The sequence below is a fragment of the Streptomyces sp. PA03-3a genome (assembly GCF_033792735.1).
GTDB lineage: Bacteria > Actinomycetota > Actinomycetes > Streptomycetales > Streptomycetaceae > Actinacidiphila.
This window is the reverse complement of record NZ_JARAVM010000016.1, coordinates 24446-42015: the sequence shown is the minus strand read 5'-3', so window position 1 is coordinate 42015 and position 17570 is coordinate 24446. Positions and strand designations below refer to the sequence as shown.

General features: G+C 73.7%; 15 protein-coding genes and 1 pseudogene. 8 read left to right on the top strand and 8 right to left on the bottom strand.

Going from position 1 to position 17570, the window contains the following annotated elements:
* Positions 1-69: 69 nt before the first annotated feature.
* On the bottom strand, positions 70-2523 hold the full coding sequence (locus tag PV342_RS20430) for an ABC transporter permease (protein ID WP_500318206.1): 2454 nt from the start codon (positions 2521-2523) through the stop codon (positions 70-72).
* Entirely contained in the window at positions 2517-3254 is a 738-nt protein-coding gene (locus tag PV342_RS20425; protein WP_500318205.1) for an ABC transporter ATP-binding protein, read from the bottom strand. The genes PV342_RS20430 and PV342_RS20425 overlap by 7 nt, the downstream gene beginning before the upstream one ends.
* A gap of 213 nt (positions 3255-3467) precedes the next feature.
* On the opposite strand from PV342_RS20425, the gene PV342_RS20420 reads away from it, so the two are divergent.
* On the top strand, positions 3468-4757 hold the full coding sequence (locus PV342_RS20420; protein ID WP_400808846.1) for a sensor histidine kinase: 1290 nt from the start codon (positions 3468-3470) through the stop codon (positions 4755-4757).
* The gene (locus tag PV342_RS20415) at positions 4757-5389 is read left to right on the top strand and encodes a response regulator (protein WP_018562715.1); all 633 of its coding nucleotides are present in this window, start codon (positions 4757-4759) and stop codon (positions 5387-5389) included. The genes PV342_RS20420 and PV342_RS20415 overlap by 1 nt, the downstream gene beginning before the upstream one ends.
* A 64-nt stretch (positions 5390-5453) precedes the next feature.
* On the opposite strand, the gene PV342_RS20410 is transcribed toward PV342_RS20415, so the two are convergent.
* The 4 genes and pseudogenes from PV342_RS20410 to fdxA form a co-directional block, all read right to left on the bottom strand.
* Positions 5454-6107 carry a DNA alkylation repair protein gene (locus tag PV342_RS20410; protein WP_500318340.1) on the bottom strand — a complete coding sequence of 218 codons (654 nt, stop codon included), beginning with the start codon at positions 6105-6107 and terminating at the stop codon, positions 5454-5456.
* 94 nt (positions 6108-6201) lie between these two features.
* Complete coding sequence (locus PV342_RS20405; RefSeq protein ID WP_400808848.1) at positions 6202-8655, bottom strand: SpoIIE family protein phosphatase; 2454 nt, start codon at positions 8653-8655, stop codon at positions 6202-6204.
* Positions 8656-8773: 118 nt separating this feature from the next.
* Positions 8774-9157: a GNAT family N-acetyltransferase gene (locus PV342_RS20400; RefSeq protein ID WP_500318203.1), complete on the bottom strand. Its 384-nt coding sequence runs from the start codon at positions 9155-9157 to the stop codon at positions 8774-8776.
* Between the two features lie 283 nt (positions 9158-9440).
* Positions 9441-9752: pseudogene (gene fdxA / locus PV342_RS20395) on the bottom strand (ferredoxin); the annotation flags it as partial.
* 223 nt (positions 9753-9975) lie between these two features.
* Between fdxA and PV342_RS20390 the strand changes: the two are divergent.
* From PV342_RS20390 to PV342_RS20370, 5 genes are all read left to right on the top strand, one after another.
* Entirely contained in the window at positions 9976-11208 is a 1233-nt protein-coding gene (locus PV342_RS20390; RefSeq protein WP_500318201.1) for an NAD(P)/FAD-dependent oxidoreductase, read from the top strand.
* A gap of 167 nt (positions 11209-11375) precedes the next feature.
* A complete protein-coding gene (locus tag PV342_RS20385) occupies positions 11376-13076 on the top strand; it encodes an L-aspartate oxidase (protein ID WP_400808857.1) in 1701 nt (566 codons plus the stop codon).
* A 170-nt stretch (positions 13077-13246) separates the two neighbouring features.
* Positions 13247-13996, top strand: a complete 750-nt coding sequence (locus tag PV342_RS20380) for an SDR family oxidoreductase (protein WP_361010870.1) — start codon at positions 13247-13249, stop codon at positions 13994-13996.
* A gap of 81 nt (positions 13997-14077) precedes the next feature.
* Entirely contained in the window at positions 14078-14674 is a 597-nt protein-coding gene (locus PV342_RS20375) for a YceI family protein (RefSeq protein WP_500318198.1), read from the top strand.
* Positions 14674-14877, top strand: a complete 204-nt coding sequence (locus PV342_RS20370) for a hypothetical protein (protein ID WP_386997675.1) — start codon at positions 14674-14676, stop codon at positions 14875-14877. The genes PV342_RS20375 and PV342_RS20370 overlap by 1 nt, the downstream gene beginning before the upstream one ends.
* Positions 14878-14930: 53 nt before the next feature.
* Here PV342_RS20370 and PV342_RS20365 read toward each other — a convergent pair whose 3' ends face one another.
* Positions 14931-15284 (bottom strand): VOC family protein, encoded by a 354-nt coding sequence (locus PV342_RS20365; protein WP_386997674.1) that lies wholly within the window; start codon positions 15282-15284, stop codon positions 14931-14933.
* Positions 15285-15373: 89 nt separating this feature from the next.
* Positions 15374-16264, bottom strand: a complete 891-nt coding sequence (locus PV342_RS20360) for an AraC family transcriptional regulator (protein ID WP_396347752.1) — start codon at positions 16262-16264, stop codon at positions 15374-15376.
* 182 nt (positions 16265-16446) lie between these two features.
* Here PV342_RS20360 and PV342_RS20355 point away from each other — a divergent pair, with 182 nt between their 5' ends.
* A complete protein-coding gene (locus PV342_RS20355; protein WP_386997671.1) occupies positions 16447-17529 on the top strand; it encodes an aldo/keto reductase in 1083 nt (360 codons plus the stop codon).
* Positions 17530-17570: the final 41 nt, after the last annotated feature.

The window sequence follows — 17570 nt, the reverse complement described above, 5'->3', positions numbered from 1 at the left end:
CCCGCGGGCCCTCGGCGTGAGGGTCGCCGAGGGCCCGCCCCTGCGCCGGGTGACGGCCCGGCGCGGGGGTCACTCCCGCAGCCCCGCGAGTGCCGCCGCACCGCCGCGCAGGGCCGACCACGCCGGGACGGCCGACGCGGCGACCCCGAACACCGCGCACGCCGCGGTGGCCGCGCCGGCGGCCGCCCACGGCACTTCGACCGGAACGCTCACCGACAGCAGGGCCAGCGCGCACCCCATTCCGGCGAGGTTGAGCACGGCGACGGCCAGGCCCAGGAAGGCGCCGATCGCGACCACCACCAGGGACTCGGCGGCCACCAGCCGCAGTATCTGGCGCCGCGTGGCCCCGGCCAGCCGCAAAACCGCCAGCTCGCGGGCCCGGTCGGAGGTGGCCATCACCATGGTGTTGACCAGGGAGACGGCCGTGTAGAGCAGGGCGATGCCGAGGACGACCAGGAAGCCCAGCCGGGTCGTGCGGTCGTTCGACGGCCGCAGGGCGGCGAGCCACTCGTCCCGGGTGAGCACACGGCCGCCGTCCGGCTGAACCGCCTCGCGCAGCGCGGCGTTCACCGCGCCGGCGTCGGCGCCGTCCGTCAGGGCGACGTCCACCCGGTCGACGGGGGCGTGCGGGGCGTTGGCGGGCGTGACGTAGACGCCGTTGCCGCCCGTACCGGTGGCCATGACCGCCGCGATGCGCAGGGTCCTGCCGGCACCGTTCCCGAGCCACACCCGGACGCTCTGCCCGACGGAGTGCCGTTCCCATTCCTCGTTGACGACGATCGACCCGTCGTCGAGGTCGGTCACATTCCCCGCGACGAGCGGCAACCGCGTGGTGGCGGCGAGTGCCCCGGGGTCGGCGGCGCGCGACTCGGACCTGATCAGTGCCGGGCCGTCCTCCAGCGCGAACACCTCGCTCGCCGCGGTCGGCGACACCTCGGTCCCGGGGATGCCGCGCAGGCGTTCCAGGGTCCGCGCGCCGAAGCCCGTGCCGCCCGGCGCGGTGACCACGAAGGCGGCGGCGGTGCGCTCGCGGGCCTCCTGGGCCTCGGCCCGGTCGAGGGTGGCGGGGGCACCGAGGAGCGAGCCGGTGAGGGCGACGGTCACCAGCACCGGCGCGGCGACCGCGGCGGTACGGCGCACGCCGGCGGCGGCGTTCTCGCCCACGAGCATGCCGGCCGCGCCCGGCAGCCGGCCGAGGACCCGGGCGAGCAGCCGGGTCGGCGGGCGCAGCAGAACGGGGGTGAGCAGCGCGGTCGCGGTGATCAGCAGCATCGGCCGGCTCACGTACGTCTTGCGGTGCAGCAGGTCGCCGGGGTCGCCGGCGAGCGTGACGCAGAGGGTGACGACGGCGGTCAGCAGCAGCCCGGCGCCGACGAGCCGACGGCCCCAGGTCATCGCCCCCGTGTCCACGGAGGCCTCGCGCAGCGCCTGTGCGGGGCCGGTGCGGCCGGCGCGCCAGGAGGCCGCGGCCGCTCCGGCGAGGGCGACGAGCAGACCCGTCCAGAAGGCCGCGTGGTAGGGCCAGGTGTGGTCGCCGACGGTGAACCAGACGGGTGCGAGCCCGCCGTCGACCACGGTCGCGGCCAGCCACGGCGCGGCGTACCCGCCGAGCGCGCACCCCGCCGCCGAGGCGAGCGCTCCCACCAGGAGGGACTCCGCCAGCACCATCCGGCTGAGCTGGCCCGGGGTGGCTCCCGCGGTGCGCAGCAGCCCGAACTCGCGGCGGCGCTGGGCGACCGCGAAGGCGAACGTGGACGCCACGACGAACACCGACACGAAGGCGGTGACGCCGCCCGCGGTGCCGAACAGGGCGTTCAGGGCGGTCACCGCCTCGTCGTCCCGGCCGGGGTCGGCGTCGGCGTAGCGGCGGTCGTTCCCGGTGAGGACCCGGGCGCCGCTGCCGCCGACGGCGTCCCGCACCGCGGCGGCGTCCGCGTCGACCACCGACTGCACGCTGCGGGGGCACAGCCGGGCGGCGCGGGCGTCGGTGTAGAACACGGCGTGCTCGAACCCGAGGTCGGGCACGGTGCCGACGACGCGGACGGTGCCCCGGTCGGTGCGCACGCGCTGCCCCGGTACGGCCCAGCCGCCGGTCACGACGACCTCGTCGGCGGCGCGGGGCGCGCGTCCGGCGCTGAGCCCGTACGGGGCGAAGGCGGCGGTGGACCAGGGGTGTCCGACGAGGTCGCCGGGGCCGCCCCCGGCCCGTACGGGGAAGGACCGGTCCTCGACGACCGTGCCGAGCCGCCGCAGTGCGCCCAGGGTCGCGGCGGGCACGGCGCGCGGCTGCGCGAGCGGCCGCGTCCGCTCGCCCCTCGGCGTGGGCACCCGCAGGGTGTCCTGGCCGCGGACGACGACGGGCGCGGCGGCGAACCGCTCGGGGCGGCGCTCGGGCGCGTCCTGGGAGGAGGCGAGGACCAGGCCCATCACGGCGAGCAGCGTGACCCCCAGCGTCAGCGCAACGAAACTGCCGACGAAGGTGACCCGGCGGGTGCGCAGGGTGTGCAGGGCGACACTCAGCACGGAACGGCCTCCAGCCCGGTCATGCGCGCGGCGATGGCGTCGGCGCCCGCGGCGACCAACTCGCCGTGGACGCGGCCGTCGACGAGGAACACGACACGGTCGGCGTAGGAGGCGGCCACCGGGTCGTGGGTGACCATCACGACGGTCCGGCCCTCGCCGTCGACCATCCGCCGCAGCAGGGTCAGCACCTCGCGGCCGGCCCGCGAGTCCAGGGCGCCGGTCGGTTCGTCGCCGAACAGCACCTCGGGACGGGTGATCAGGGCGCGGGCCAGGGCGACGCGTTGCTGCTGCCCGCCGGACAGCTCCGACGGCCTGTGCCCGGCGCGGTCGCCGAGGCCGACCTGCTCGAGCACTTCGCGCACCCGGGCCCGCGAGGGCCTGCGGCCGGCCAGCCGCAGGGGCAGCGCGGCGTTCTGCGCGGCGGTCAGCGACGGCAGCAGGTTGAACGCCTGGAAGACGAAGCCGATGCGCTCGCGGCGCAGCAGTGTCAGCCGGGTCTCGCCGAGCGCGGTCAGGTCGGTGTCGCCGAGCAGGGCCGACCCCGAGGTGGGCCGGTCCAGGCCCGCGGCGCACTGCAGGAGGGTGGACTTGCCCGAGCCGGAGGGCCCCATGACTGCGGTGAAGGAGCCCTTGGGGAAGCCGAGGGTGACCTCGTCCAGGGCCGTCACGGCACTGTCGCCGCAGCCGTGCCGCCTGCTGACGGAGCGCAATCGGATGGCGTCGTCGTTCATCGGTCCCCACTGGGTCGGTTGCCGGTTCTCCCCCGCGCCCGGCGGGGCGGGGTGCTCCGGGAGGCGGTGTCTCCCGGACGGCTCCACGAAACCGCCCGGGGAGGCCCCGGCGCAGTGCGGCAGGGGCGAGAACCGGGGTGGGGCCAGCCATACCCCCGGTCCTCCCCCTGGGCGGATGGTCCGGGCCGGCGCCCGGGACCTACGGTGATCCGCATGCATCCCAGGAATGTGTGGCAGGCGATGTCCGGACCGGGCTTCCTGCTGTCCACGTGGCCGTGGCGCTCGCTGGCGTACCTGCTGACCGGGGTGGTCGCGGGCGCCGTCACCCTCGTGGGGATCGTGACCGCGGCGGCCGCCGGGGCCGCCCTCGCCGTCCTCCTGGTGGGGCTGCCGCTGCTCGTCCTCACCGCGCTCGCCGGCCTTCCCGTGGCCGTGCTGGAGCGGGCCCGGTTGCGCCTGGTCGACCGTGATCCCGCGCCGGGGCCCCATGTGCCGCCCGCCGCGGGAGGGTTGTGGCCGTGGCTGACGACCCGGCTGCGGGAGCGGGCGACCTGGCGGGAGCTCGGTCACGCCCTGCTGTTCGCGGGTGTGCTGTGGCCGGTGGACGCCCTCGTCGTCACCGTCGGGCTGGTGGCACCGCTCTCCCTGGTCGCCGCCCCGGTGCTCATGGCCACCGTCGGGCAGGGGCACGAGGCGAAGGTGCTCAAGCAGTGGACGGTCACCACCTGGCCGGCCGCGTGCGGCACTGCCGTCCTGGGGCTGCTGCTGCTCGCAATCGGCGCCTATGCGCTGGGCGTCGCCGCGGGCGCCCGGGCCGGCCTCGCCCGGCTCCTCGTCGCCCCGCGCGACCGCGACCTGGGCGCCCGGATCGTCGAACTGACCCGCTCCCGCGTACGCCTGGTGGACGCCTTCGAGGCGGAGCGGCGCAGGATCGAGCGCGACCTGCACGACGGGGCGCAGCAACGCCTGGTCGCACTGTCGATGGCCCTGGGCCTGGCCCGGCTGGACGCGCCACCCGGTCCGCTGGCCGACCGGCTCGCCGAGGCCCACGAGGAGGCGGGCAGGGCCCTGGAGGAACTGCGCGAGCTCATCAACGGCGTCCACCCCCGGGTCCTGACCGACTTCGGCCTGGGGGCGGCCGTCGCCGACGCCGCCGACCGCTCGGCCGTCCCCGTCGACGTGGACCTGGAACTGCCCGGGCGGCTGCCCCGGGCGGTCGAGGCCGCCGCGTACTTCGTGGTCCGCGAGGCCCTCGCCAACGTCGCCCGGCACAGCGCCGCCGACCGCGCGCGGGTCAGCGGCGGGCACCGGGACGGGCGGCTCGTCCTCCAGGTCCGCGACGACGGCCGCGGCGGCGCCGAACCCGGCGCGGGCAGCGGACTGACCGGGCTCGCCGACCGGGTGTCCGTGCTGGATGGCAGACTCTCCCTGTCCAGTCCCCCGGGCGGACCGACCCTGCTGCGTGTGGAGATCCCTTGCGAGTGGACCGAGCGCTCCGCGTAGTGCTGGCCGAGGACAGCGTGCTGCTGCGGGACGGCCTGACGGGGCTGCTGGAGCGCTGCGGGCACCGGGTCGTGGCCGCCGTGGGCGACGCCGACGCGCTGGTCGCGGCCGTCGGTGAGCACTCCCCCGACGTGGTGGTGACGGACGTCCGCATGCCTCCGGGCTTCCAGGACGAGGGCCTGCGGGCGGCGGTGCGGCTGCGGCGGGAGCGGCCCGCCCTGCCCGTCCTCGTCCTCAGCCAGTACGTGCAGCGCTCCTACGCGGGCGAGCTGCTGGACTCGGGCGACGGAAAGGGCCTCGGGTACCTGCTGAAGGACCGGGTCGGGCAGGTCGAGGAGTTCGTCGAGGCGCTGGGCGAGGTCGCGGCCGGCGGCACGGTCGTCGACCCCGAGGTCGTACGGCAGTTGCTGCGCCGCCGCCGCGATCCGCTGGAGCGCCTCACGCCGCGCGAGCGGGAGGTGCTGGCACTGGTCGCCGAGGGGCGGTCGAACGCCGCGATCGCCCGTGCGCTGGTCGTCTCCGAGGCGGCCGTGGGCAAGCACATCGGCAGCATCCTCACCAAGCTCGACCTGCCTCCGGCCGAGGAGACCCACCGCCGCGTCCTGGCCGTCCTCGCCTATCTGCGGGCCTGATCGCTCCCCCGGCGTGCGCCTGGTGTACCGGTGCGGGACCCGCCGCAGGCGCCGCAGGGGTGGTTCAGGCCGTCTTCGCGGCGTCCTGCCGGCGCACCATCTCGGCGATCCACACGGGCGCGAACGGGGACGTGCAGCCCGCGGAGGTCGGGTAGTCCTTCAGCACCTCCAGGCGCTCACCGATGCCGACGGCGCGGGCGCGCAGTCCCGCGTGCTCGATCCCGATCCGGGCCAGGCAGTGGTTCATCGCCCACTGCAGGCGCGGCGGGGCGTCCTTCATCTCCGCCTCGACGACGTCGAGCAGTCCCGCGAGGTCGAGGCCGTCGGGCCTCTTCGCCACGCGTTCGGTGGTCAGTGCCCAGCCGGCGCTCGCCACCACGGGATCGGAGTCCGCGAGCCAGGCCACGCGCAGTTCCTCGGCGTGCGGGTTCTTCTTCACCACGTCGTTCACGAGCCAGTCGTGCACCTTGGGTGCGCGCGCCTCGCGCAGCATGGCGTCCAGTTCGTCCCGTCCGAACGCCTTCGGGCGGCAGACCAGGATCGCCAGGAGTCGGGCCGCGGTGTCGTCCGTCTCCCAGAGGCGGACCGCGAGTTCCTGCTGCGTCCTGAGCCGTTTCGCGATCGCGCGCAGCTTGCCGAGGTTCACGCCGTGGTCGTCGCCGTGCCTCTCGTTCACCGCGCGCGTCTTGGGGTCCTCGAGCGCGGCAAGCTCGGCCATCACCTCCGCCGCCGTCGTTCCGGCCACCTCGGGCTCCTCTCCCTTGTGCGCGGGGTTCAGCGTACGACGGGGCCGGGGTGAAACGGTGCCGTCGCTACGCGCGTGCGGAGGCCAGGTCCAGTTCGGCCCAGACGACCTTGCCGCCGTCCGCAGAGCGTGATCCCCAGCGCCGGGAGAGCTGGCCGACCAGGAAGAGGCCGCGGCCGTTCTCGTCCGTGGCGCGCGCACTGCGCAGGCGCGGAACGCAGACGTCGGTGTCGGACACTTCGCAGGTCAGGGCCTGATGCCGGATCAGGCGCAGGCCGATCGGGCCGGCGCCGTGGCGGACGGCGTTGGTGACCAGCTCGCTGACGAGCAGTTTCGCGGAGTGCTCGATCCCGTCCAGGCCCCAGGCGGTGAGCTGGGCGGCGGCCAGGAGCCGGGCGTGGCGGACGGCGCCCTCGTCGCAGGGCAGGGTCCAGGAGGCGACCTGGGCCGCGCCGAGCGACAGCGTCCTGACCAGGAGCAGGGTGACGTCGTCCGAGGGTGCCTGGGCCGGGAGGCTCGCCGTGGCGAGGGTGCAGAGTTCCTCCAGGGAGCGGTCCGGTTCCGCGAGTGCGGTACCCAGGCGGTGCATCCCTTCCTCGATGTCACCGTCGCGGCTCTCGATCAGGCCGTCGGTGTAGAGGGCGACCAGGCTTCCCTCGGGCAGTTCCAGCTCCACCGCCTCGAAGGGGTCGCCGAGGCCGATGCCCAGGGGCGCCCCGGTGGGAAGGTCGGGAAAGGTGACCCGGCCCTCGCGGTCGACGATCGCGGGCGGCGGATGCCCGGCGCGGGCCATGACGCACACGCGGGTGGCCGGGTCGTAGACGGCGTACAGGCAGGTGGCGCCGACGACGGCGGGAGTCTGGTCCGCGGGGTCGGTGTCCTCCTCGACGAGTCGCTGGACCGTGTCGTCGAGCCGGTGCAGGAGTTCGGCGGGGGGCAGTTCCATGTCGGCCAGCGTGCGGACGGCGGCGCGGAGGGTGCCCATCGTGGCCGCGGCGTGGAGACCGTGGCCGACCACGTCGCCGACGACGAGGGCGACGCGGGCGCCGGACAGCGGGATGACGTCGAACCAGTCCCCGCCGACGCCGTGGTCCATGTCGGCCGGCAGGTAGCGCGAGGCCGCCTCGACGGCCGTGCCGCCCTTCAGCCGGCGTGGGAGCAGGTTGCGTTGCAAGGTGAGGGCCGCGGTGTGCTCCCGTGCGTACTGGCGTGCGTTGTCCAGCGCCACCGCGGCGCGCCCGACGAGTTCCTCGGCCAGCAGGAGGTCGACCTCCTGGAACGGCTCCGGGTCGGCGGTGCGGATGAACAGGACGACGCCCAGCAGCGCGCGCCGGGCACGGATCGGGACGACCATCAGCGAATGGACGCCGTTCGTGCGGATCCGCGCGGCCAGGGCCGGGTCATGGTCGAACCAGATCCCCGGAGCGGTGTCCAGGATCGGCTCCAGGTGGGATCTGCCCGTACTCAGCACGGACGCGAAGGGCGAGCGGGGCGGCACGCTGACCGGCTCGCCGCGCACCCAGACGGATTCCGGCGCCCCCGGGTGGATCGAGGCCAGACCGGCTCGCCGCAGCACGGGCAGGCGCCCGCCCGCCGGGTCGATGCGCGCCGGAGGCCCCTCACTGAACGGCACGGACTGCTCCAGGTCCACGGCCACGTAGTCCGCGAGCAGCGGCACGGCGAGGTCGGCCAGTTCCTGGCTGGTCTGCATCACGTCCAGGGTGCTGCCGAGGCGCGCGCTGGCCTCGCCGACGGCGGCGAGGCGCTCGCGGGCCAGCCGGCTCTCGACGACGTCGGCGCTGATGACGCAGACGCCGAGCGATTCGCCGTCGGCGCCCTGGAGGCAGTGGAACGACGCCGCGAACGGATGCTCCCGGCCCTTGCTCACCGGCAGCCACGTCCGGTACTCGTGCACCTTGGTGGTGCCGCTCTCGAGCACCTGGCGCATCACCGTTTCGAGTGCGCCGGCCTTGGGGCCGGCCAGCACGTCGACGAACCGTCGTCCGAGTCGCCGGGCGGCCGGGATGCCGTCGTGCTCCTCCATCACGTCGTTGGCGAAAGCGCAGCGCAGTTGCGGATCGCGGATGACGACCCCGATGGGCGCGCGGGCGAGGAGCGGCCCCCACACGGAACCGCTCGTCGCGTCCCCGGAGAGGGCGCCGGTGTCGGTCAGGGTCGCGAGCCAGCGCGTCGCCCCGTTCAGGCCCCGCAGCATCGTGATCCGCAGGCTGACGTCGATGATGCGCCCGTCGCGGTGGGTCACCGAGGCCGTGCCCGGCCAGCCGTCCTCGGCGACGCGCTGCCGGGTGAAATCCGACATCGACGGAGCGTCCCCGAAGGACGGCAGCACGCGGGCGGCGGACAGGCCGACCACGTCACCGGCGGCGTATCCGACCAGGCGCTCGGCTGCCGTGGTCCACGCGACCACCGTCCCCCGCTCGTCGAAGATCGCGAACGCCGAGTCGGAAATCCCGGGCGCGTTCACACGATTACCAAGCGTCACCACATCTGTGCAGGTCATCGAAGTCTTGTCCTCAGGCAGGCCGAGTAGGCGGGCAAATGCCCGATTTGCGTCTTCCGGGGGTCAGACCGGGCAGTGTCCCGATCTGTGACAGCGGGCACGTCCGGCGCCGCGCCCGTCACCACACGCCGGCGGGGACCTCCACGGCCGCGATGTCGCCGGTCTCCGCCCGGAGGGTCGTCACGCCCTCCTCGCACACGGTGCGCACCGGGACGGAGGTGTGCGACAGGATGGCGGAGATCTTCGCGTCACCGGGCAGGACGAGCCCGTAGACCTCCTTCCACCCGGCGCCGACCGCACGGTGCCCGAGATGGCGCAGGAGCCAGCTGCCGAGCCCGCTGCTCTGCCAGGCGTCCTCGACGAGCAGCGCCGCCTCCGCGTTCCCGCGGTCCGGCATCAGGTGCCCCACGGCCACGAGGTCCCCGGCCGGCTGCTGGAGGCCCAGGTGCACGGCTCCCGGTCTGGCCAGCAGCGTGCGCAGATAGGACCGGGGATCACCCATCGCCCTGTGGTAGCGGCTCCACAGCGTGCCGGGCGAGCACCTGAGGTGCATGGCCACGGCCCGTTCGAGGTCCTGAGGGCCGAATTCGACGAGGCGGGGCGCGTGCCGCTCGGGCCGTCCGCCCCGCGGCCGGGTACGGGCGAAGGGCTTCACCAGCGGGCCTCGTCCGGATCCCCGCCCACGCCCGTGTCCTCCCGGACCGTCACGACGGGAACCAGAGGTCGGCTTCCTCGGCCTCCTCCTTGCCGATGGCGAAGACGGCGATGTCCTTCTTCCGGGACCCCTGCGGCGGCAGCGCCGCCACGTAGGGGTGGTCCCGGTCTCCGGCCGGCGGTCCGCCGTGTCCACCGGGAGCCGGGAGGGACTCGAAGTACTCGGCGTTGACGTCCCGGTACCGCGCCCACTCCTGCGGCAGGTCGTCCTCGTGGAAGATCGCCTCGACCGGGCACACGGGCTCGCAGGCCCGGCAGTCCACGCATTCGGCGGGGTTGATGTAGAGCGTCCGGCCGCCCTCGTAGATGCAGTCCACCGGGCATTCGGCGACGCAGGCCCGGTCCTTGACGTCGATGCAGGGCTGCGCGACGACGTAGGTCACCCTCTGCTCCCAGGTCGCGGCGGGGACGAGCACCGGTGGGCCGTCCGCCCCGGGCGTCCTTCGATCAGCCCTATGACCGGAACACCCCTGGCGTTGTGACAGACGAACCCGCCGGACGGCCCGGCGACACGACGGCGGTGTCACACAGCGGAGTGCCGAGCGGTCTGGTGGTTGACTCTCCGTACATGATTCGCAGCATGCGACATCCGAGATGAGGTGCATCGTGTCCCCTGAGAACACTTTCGTGATCGTCGGAGGCGGTCTGGCCGCGGGCAAGGCGGCGGAAGCGCTGCGGGAGAACGGCTACGACGGCCGGCTCGTTCTCATCGGCGACGAACCGGACAGGCCCTACGTCCGGCCGCCCCTCTCGAAGGGCTATCTGCTCGGCAAGGAGACCCGCGACTCGATCTTCGTCCACCCCGACGACTGGTACGACAAGCACGACGTCGACCTGCGCCTCGGGACGACCGTCACCGGGCTCGACGCGGGGGCCAAGGAGGTGGAGCTCGACGGCGGGCAGCGCATGCCGTACACAAAGCTGCTCCTGGCCACCGGTTCGACGCCGCGCCGTCTGCCCGTCCCCGGGGCCGACCTGGACAACGTGCTCTACCTGCGCCGTGTGGGCGACAGCGAGCGGCTCAAGGCCGCCTTCACCGCGGGCGCGCGGATCGTCGTCATCGGCGGCGGGTGGATCGGTCTGGAGACCGCCGCGGCCGCCAAGCAGGCCGGGGCGGACGTCACGGTGCTGGAGGCCGAGGAGCTGCCGCTGCTCAGGGTGCTCGGGCGCGAGGCGGCCGAGGTCTTCGCGGCCCTGCACACCGACCACGGCGTGGTCCTGCGGCACGGCGCGCAGGTGGAGCGCATCACCGGCAGCGGCGGACGCGCCGACGGGGTGCAGCTCGCCGACGGCACGCGCCTCCCCGCGGACGCCGTGGTCGTCGGCGTCGGCATCACCCCCAACGTGCAGCTCGCCGAGGCGGCCGGGCTGGAGGTGCGCAACGGCATCGTCACCGACGCCCACCTGCGCACCTCCGCGCCGGACGTCTTCGCCGCGGGCGACGTCGCCAACGCCTACCACCCGTTCCTCGACCGCCACATCCGTGTCGAGCACTGGGCCAACGCGCTGAACCAGCCCGCCACGGCCGCGCAGGGGATGCTCGGCGGCGACGCCGTCTACGACCGGCTGCCGTACTTCTACACCGACCAGTACGACCTCGGCATGGAGTACACCGGTTACGTGGAGCCCGGCGGCTACGACCGCGTCGTCTTCCGCGGCGACAAGGCCGCGCGGGAGTTCGTCGCCTTCTGGATGGCGGGCGACCGCATCCAGGCCGGCATGAACGTCAACGTGTGGGACGTCATCGAGCCGGTCCGCGACCTGATCACCTCGCGCGCCGCGGTCGACGACGCCCGGCTCGCCGACCCGCAGGTGCCGCTGAACCGCGTCACCGCCTGACGGCCCGGCCGCCAGTGGGCGTGGGACGACCGGACGACCCGGCCGCCCCACGCCCTTCCCCGTGCGGGAAGCCGGTGTCACAGATGGCCCGCCCGCCCGGTCGTACCGAGTGACAACCAAGGCGATCGGAGCGGACCGTGGCCCTCACTGAACGACACATTTCCACCATGGTGCTGGTGATCGGCACCGGAGGAGCAGGACTGCGAGCGGCGATCGAACTGGCGGAGGCCGGTGTCGACGTCCTCGCGGTCGGCAAGCGGCCCAAGGACGACGCCCACACCGCGCTCGCGGCCGGGGGCATCAACGCCGCGCTGGCCACCATGGACCCCGAGGACAGCTGGCAGCAGCACGCCGCGGACACGCTCAAGGAGAGCTACCTGCTGGCCGACCCCCGCACCGTGGAGATCGTCACCCAGGGCGCGGCCCGCGGCATCGACGACCTGGAGCGGTACGGCATGGCCTTCGCCCGGGAGGAGGACGGCCGGATCTCGCAGCGCTTCTTCGGCGCGCACCGGTACCGCCGCACCGCCTTCGCGGGCGACTACACCGGCCTGGAGATCCAGCGCACCCTCGTCCGCCGGACGGAGCAGCTCGGCATCCCGGTGCTCGAGGGCGTCTACGTCACCCGCATCCTGGAGCACGACGGCGCCGTGTTCGGGGCGTACGGCTTCGACCTCACGGACGGCACGCGCTACCTCATCCACGCCGACGCCGTGATCCTCGCGGCCGGCGGCCACACCCGGATCTGGCGGCGCACCTCCTCCCGGCGCGACGAGAACACCGGTGACTCCTTCCGCCTGGCCGTGGAGGCCGGCGCCCGGCTGCGCGACGCCGAGCTCGTCCAGTTCCACCCGTCCGGCATCATCGAGCCGGAGAACGCGGCCGGCACGCTCGTCAGCGAGGCGGCCCGCGGTGAGGGCGGCATCCTGCGCAACGCGCTCGGCGAGCGGTTCATGAGCCGCTACGACCCCGAGCGGATGGAGCTGTCCACGCGTGACCGCGTGGCGCTCGCCTCGTACACGGAGATCAAGGAGGGCCGCGGCACCCCCAAGGGCGCCGTGTGGCTGGACGTCTCCCACCTGCCGCGGCAGACCATCATGAACCGGCTCCCCCGGGTCTACCAGACGCTGCTGGACCTGCAGATGCTGGACATCACCCGCGACCCGATCGAGATCGCGCCCACCGCGCACTACTCGATGGGCGGCGTCTGGGTGCGGCCCGAGGACCACAGCACCGACGTCCGCGGCCTGTACGCCATCGGTGAGGCGTCCAGCGGTCTGCACGGCGCCAACCGCCTGGGCGGCAACAGCCTGATCGAGCTGCTCGTCTTCGGCCGCATCACGGGCCAGGCGGCCGCCGCCTACTCGCTGGGGCTGACCTCGCTTCCGCGCTCGGCGGCGGCGATCGCTCAGGCCCGCGCCGAGGTCGACGACCTGCTGGCGGCGGACGGGCCGGAGAACGTCCGCGCCCTGCAGCGCGCGATCCGCAACACGATGACCGAGCACGCGGGCGTCGTACGCGACGAGGAGGGCCTGCGCGCGGGCCTGGCGGAACTCGACGCGATCGAGAAGCGGATGGAGTCGGTCGGGATCCACCCCGACATCGCCGGCTACCAGGACCTCGCACACGCCTTCGACCTCAAGTCCGCGGCCCTGGCGGCGCGCGCCACGCTGGAGTCGGCGCTGGAGCGGCGCGAGACCCGTGGCTGCCACAACCGCAGCGACTACCCGGAGACGGACCCCGCGCTGCGGGTCAACCTCGTCTGGTCCCCGAAGACCGGCGTCACCCGCGAGACCATCCCGGCCGTCCCCGAGGAGATCGCCGCCCTGATGCAGGACGTCTCCACCGAGGGCAAGCTCGTCGAGTAGCGGCGCCGCCAGGCCACTCCGTGTGAGGTACCGGGCCCGCCACGCCGGGCCCCTGTCACAAACCGCTCCGCCACCCGGTCATTACCGGCGAACACGTACCGGCGATCACGTACCGGCCGGGTCACCGCACCATGCGCCCCGCGCACGAGAACACCCGAGAGGACCCCAACATGAAGGTCGTAGTCATCGGCGGAACCGGGCTGATCGGCTCGAAGGTCGTCAGCAAGCTCAACGACCACGGGCACGAGGCCGTCGCGGCCTCCCCCAACACCGGCGTCAACACCCTGACCGGCGAGGGCCTCGCCGAGGTCCTGCAGGGCGCCCAGGTCGTCGTGGACGTCTCCAACTCGCCCTCCTGGGAGGACGAGGCCGTGATGAACTTCTTCCGCACCTGCACCTCCAACCTGCTGAAGGCGAACGCCGAGGCCGGTGTCACCCACCACGTCGCGCTCTCCATCGTCGGCACCGACCGGCTCCCGGAGAACGGCTACTTCCGCGCCAAGCTGGCCCAGGAGGAGCTGATCAAGGCGTCGGGCATGCCCTACTCCCTCGTCCACGCCACGCAGTTCTTCGAGTTCGCGAACGGCATCGCGGACGCGGGGACCGAGGGCGACACGGTGCGCATCCCGCCCGTCAAGTTCCAGCCCATCTACTCCGACGACGTGGCCACGGCAGTCGCCCGCACCGCGGCCGGCACGCCCCTCAACGGGGTGGTGGAGATCGCCGGCCCGGACGTGTTCCGGTTCGACGAGCTGATCCGTGACGTGCTGACCGCCCAGAACGACCCCCGCAAGGTCGTCGCGGACCCGCACGCCCGCTACTACGGCTCCGAGCTGCAGGAAGGCTCCCTCGTCCCCGGCCCCGGCGCGCAGCTGGCAGCGACCCGCTTCGCCGACTGGTTCGCGCAGCAGCAGCGGTAACCCCCGCGGGTGGCCCCCGCCCCCGGCGGGGGCCACCGCAGCCTCCCGAGACCCACCCGTACGAAGAGGTGCCGACCCGCCATGCCCAGGAACTGCGCGGAAACCACCGTCCCCGGCACGCGTCCGCAGGCGGAACCGACCGGCGCGTACGTCATCGACCCGCTCCACAGCGCGGTCGGCTTCTCCGTCCGGCACGCCATGGTCACCCGGGTGCGGGGCGGATTCACGGCCTTCGAGGGCTTCCTGCGGCTCGACGGGCTCCGGCCGGCCCGCTCCGAGGCCCACGTGAGCGTGCAGACCGGCAGCCTGACCACGGGCCTCCCGGCGCGCGACTCCCACATCACCGGCCCCGACTTCCTGGACTCCGCGACCTTCCCCCTCATGGTCTTCCGCTCCACCGCGGTCGCTTCCCCGGGCGGGAACGGTTTCCGCATGGCGGGGAACCTGACGATCAAGGACATCGAGCGGCCCGTGCACCTCGACCTGGCCTACGGCGGCACCGCCCGCGACCCCGGCGGGCAGTGGCGGGTCGGCTTCGAGGGCTCGGCCACCCTCCGGCGTTCCGACTGGGGGCTCGACTGGAACGTCCCCCTGCAGACCGGGGGCGTCCTGCTCAGCGACAAGGTTCGGCTCGAACTCAGCGTCTCCGCGCTGCGACTCGGCCCGGAGGCCCTGTGATGACCGGCTCCCCCGACCACCGTCCCGACGTCTCGGCCACCGCGCTGACCCTCAGCGCCCAGGCCGTCGCCCTGGAACTGCGCGTCATCGAGCTGCGCCGCGAACTCGCCGACGTCGCCGACCGCATGACCGCCGTCGCCGAGGCCCTGAGCGGCCTCCGCGCCTCCGGCCTCCTCCCGGAACAGGACCCGGGCGACCACTGAGCCCGGCGCCGTGGACCCGGGTTCCGGGAGTCGGTGCCCGGGGGAAGGTGCCGTCAGGCGGGCTGCCACAGCTCGATGCGGTTGCCCTCGGGGTCGGTGACCCAGCCGAAGCGGCCGACACCGTCCATGTCCTGGGTCTGCGCGGCCACGTCCGCTCCCCGGGCGCGCAGTTGCGCGAGCATCGCGTCCAGGTCGCGGACCCGGAAGTTGAGCATCGTCTGCTGGGTGCGGGACCCGAAGTAGTCGGTCCCCGAATCGAAGGCCGCGAAGACCGTGGGGCCGGGTTCCTGGGTCCACAGGCCGTTCCGATCGGCGTCCAGCCCCAGGCAGTCGCGATACCAGGCGCTGAGGGCCGCCGGGTCGGCGGCGCGCACGAAGTGCCCGCCGATTCCAAGCACACGTTCCATGCCGCCATCCTGCCAGGGCGGTGACCCGAACTCCCGGACCCGCGCGGACCGACGGCCTCCTCGACGCGTGAGGCGGTCCGCGGGGGCGACTACTCCTGGACGACCGCCGCGGTCTGCAGGCGGGCCGCGTCCCGGCCCGGCGGGGCTCCGAACATGCGGCGGTACTCGCGGCTGAACTGCGAGGCGCTGTCGTACCCGACGGCGTGACCGACCGCGGCGACGTCGTCCGGTGCCGCGATCAGTTGCAGACGGGCCTTCTGCAACCGGATCTGCTTCTGGAACTGCAGCGGGCTCATCGCGGTCACGGCACGGAAGTGCCGGTTCAGCGAGGAGACGCTCATGCCCACCTCGCGGGCGACCTCGTCGATCCGGATGACCTCGTCGTAGTGGGCCTTGATCCACTCGATCGCCCGGGCCACGAGCGACATGCGGCTGTCGGCGCGCCCGATCTGCCGGATCAACGCTCCCTGCGGCCCGTTCAGCAGCCGCCAGTGGATCTCGCGTCGCACCCCGGGGGCCAGTACGGGCAGGTCACGGGGCTCGTCCAGCAGGCGCAGCAGCCGCAGGACCGCGTCCAGCAGCCGGTCGTCGGCGTCGCTGGTGGCCAGGCCCGGCCCCTCGTACGGGAGGGCCGGGACGGGGGCGGCCTCCAGCAGCAGCTGTGCGATGAGCGCCGGCCGCAGCGGAAGCCCGAACCCGATGAACGGCTCCGCCGGCGTGGCCCGGCTGATCTGCGAGATCAGCGGCAGCTCGACGGTCGCGACCAGGTACTGCCCGGCCCGGTAGTCGAAGATCCGGTCGCCGAGGACGGAACGCTTCGCCCCTTGGACGGTCAGCGCCATCATCGGCGCGTTGACCGTACCCATCGGTTCGGTGACGCGACCGCAGGCGAAGACCACCATGTCCTCGATCCAGCGCGGCCGCGGGCTCCCCGAGGACAGGCGCGTGATCCGTTCGCCGATCTCATCCAGGTGACGCATGCCCCCAGTGGACCACGAGACGGTGACAGGGGCGCTCATGGTCGGGGCGAGGGTGAGCGGATCGTGCAACGATGCGCGCCGATCGGTCTAGGGGAACGGCGGGCGGCGGGTTCGAATGGAGGAGCAGCGGGGGACGGCCGACCCGGCGTCCCCGATCTCTCTCCCCGTGAGGAAGCCCCGCCATGTCGCTCGATTCCTATGTCACGCTCGGCCGCTCAGGACTGCGCGTCAGCCCGTTCACCCTGGGCACGATGACCTTCGGTGAGGATCACGGATGGGGCTGCGGTCCCGAGGAGTCCGCGAACATCCTGGCCGCGTACCTCGATCGCGGCGGCAACTCGATCGACACCGCGAACATCTACACCAACGGGCACTCAGAGAAGATCGTCGGCGACTACTTCGCCGGCCGGTCCGCACTGCGCGACCGGGTCGTGATCGGCACCAAGTTCTTCGGCAACCTCTACGAGAACGACCCCAACGGGGGCGGACCCGGCCGCAAGGCGATCGTGCAACAGCTGGAGAACTCGCTGCGGCGTCTGCGCACCGACTACGTCGACATCTACTGGCTCCACAACTTCGACCCGGCCACGCCCGTCGAGGAGACCCTGCGCGCGCTCGACGACATGGTCCGCGACGGCAAGGTCCGCTACGTCGGGTTCTCCGACGTTCCGGCGTGGGCGACGGCCGAGGCCGCCACCATCGCGCGCTTCCGCGGATGGGCCCCGGTCGTCGCGCTGCAGCTGGAGTACTCCCTGCTCGAACGCACCTCGGAGGGCGAGCTGATCCCGATGGCCCAGGCCCTCGGCATGGCCGTGATGCCCTGGGGGCCGCTGCGCAGCGGGTTCCTGTCCGGCAAGTACTCGAGCGCCTCCACCGGGCCGGTGGACACCACGCGCACGCACCTCGTCGGCGTTCCCGGCGAGGCCGACTACAAGGTCATCGACGCGCTCCACGCCGTCGCCGCCGACGCGGGCGCCGACCCCGCCGCCGTCGCCCTGGCGTGGGTGCGGGGGCGCCCCGGGGTCACGTCCACGCTCATCGGCGCGCGGCGCATGGACCAGTTCGAGGCCAATCTGCGGGCCCTCGACGTCACTCTCACAGCGGCCCAGCGCGGTGTGCTCGACGAGGTGTCCACACCCGCGCTGAACTTCCCCGCCCACAACAACGCGACGCTGGCGCCGATGCTCCAGTTCGCCGGGGCGCGCGTCGACGGCCGCCCGTCGGCGCCCTCTCCGCTGCTGCGGGCACACAGCGCCCGCTACTGAGGGCCGCGGGGGCCGGGGCGTGATCGCCCCGGCCCCCGCGT

What these genes read in the sequence shown, in the direction of transcription:
- PV342_RS20420 (WP_400808846.1), top strand. Translation starts at nt 3,468, where the DNA reads ATGCATCCCAGGAATGTGTGGCAGGCGATGTCCGGACCGGGCTTCCTG.
- PV342_RS20425 (WP_500318205.1), bottom strand. Translation starts at nt 3,254, where the DNA reads ATGAACGACGACGCCATCCGATTGCGCTCCGTCAGCAGGCGGCACGGC.
- PV342_RS20375 (WP_500318198.1), top strand. Translation starts at nt 14,078, where the DNA reads ATGCCCAGGAACTGCGCGGAAACCACCGTCCCCGGCACGCGTCCGCAG.
- PV342_RS20365 (WP_386997674.1), bottom strand. Translation starts at nt 15,284, where the DNA reads ATGGAACGTGTGCTTGGAATCGGCGGGCACTTCGTGCGCGCCGCCGAC.
- PV342_RS20380 (WP_361010870.1), top strand. Translation starts at nt 13,247, where the DNA reads ATGAAGGTCGTAGTCATCGGCGGAACCGGGCTGATCGGCTCGAAGGTC.
- PV342_RS20410 (WP_500318340.1), bottom strand. Translation starts at nt 6,107, where the DNA reads ATGGCCGAGCTTGCCGCGCTCGAGGACCCCAAGACGCGCGCGGTGAAC.
- PV342_RS20385 (WP_400808857.1), top strand. Translation starts at nt 11,376, where the DNA reads ATGGTGCTGGTGATCGGCACCGGAGGAGCAGGACTGCGAGCGGCGATC.
- PV342_RS20400 (WP_500318203.1), bottom strand. Translation starts at nt 9,157, where the DNA reads ATGGGTGATCCCCGGTCCTATCTGCGCACGCTGCTGGCCAGACCGGGA.
- PV342_RS20370 (WP_386997675.1), top strand. Translation starts at nt 14,674, where the DNA reads ATGACCGGCTCCCCCGACCACCGTCCCGACGTCTCGGCCACCGCGCTG.
- PV342_RS20355 (WP_386997671.1), top strand. Translation starts at nt 16,447, where the DNA reads ATGTCGCTCGATTCCTATGTCACGCTCGGCCGCTCAGGACTGCGCGTC.
- PV342_RS20405 (WP_400808848.1), bottom strand. Translation starts at nt 8,655, where the DNA reads ATGACCTGCACAGATGTGGTGACGCTTGGTAATCGTGTGAACGCGCCC.
- PV342_RS20360 (WP_396347752.1), bottom strand. Translation starts at nt 16,264, where the DNA reads ATGCGTCACCTGGATGAGATCGGCGAACGGATCACGCGCCTGTCCTCG.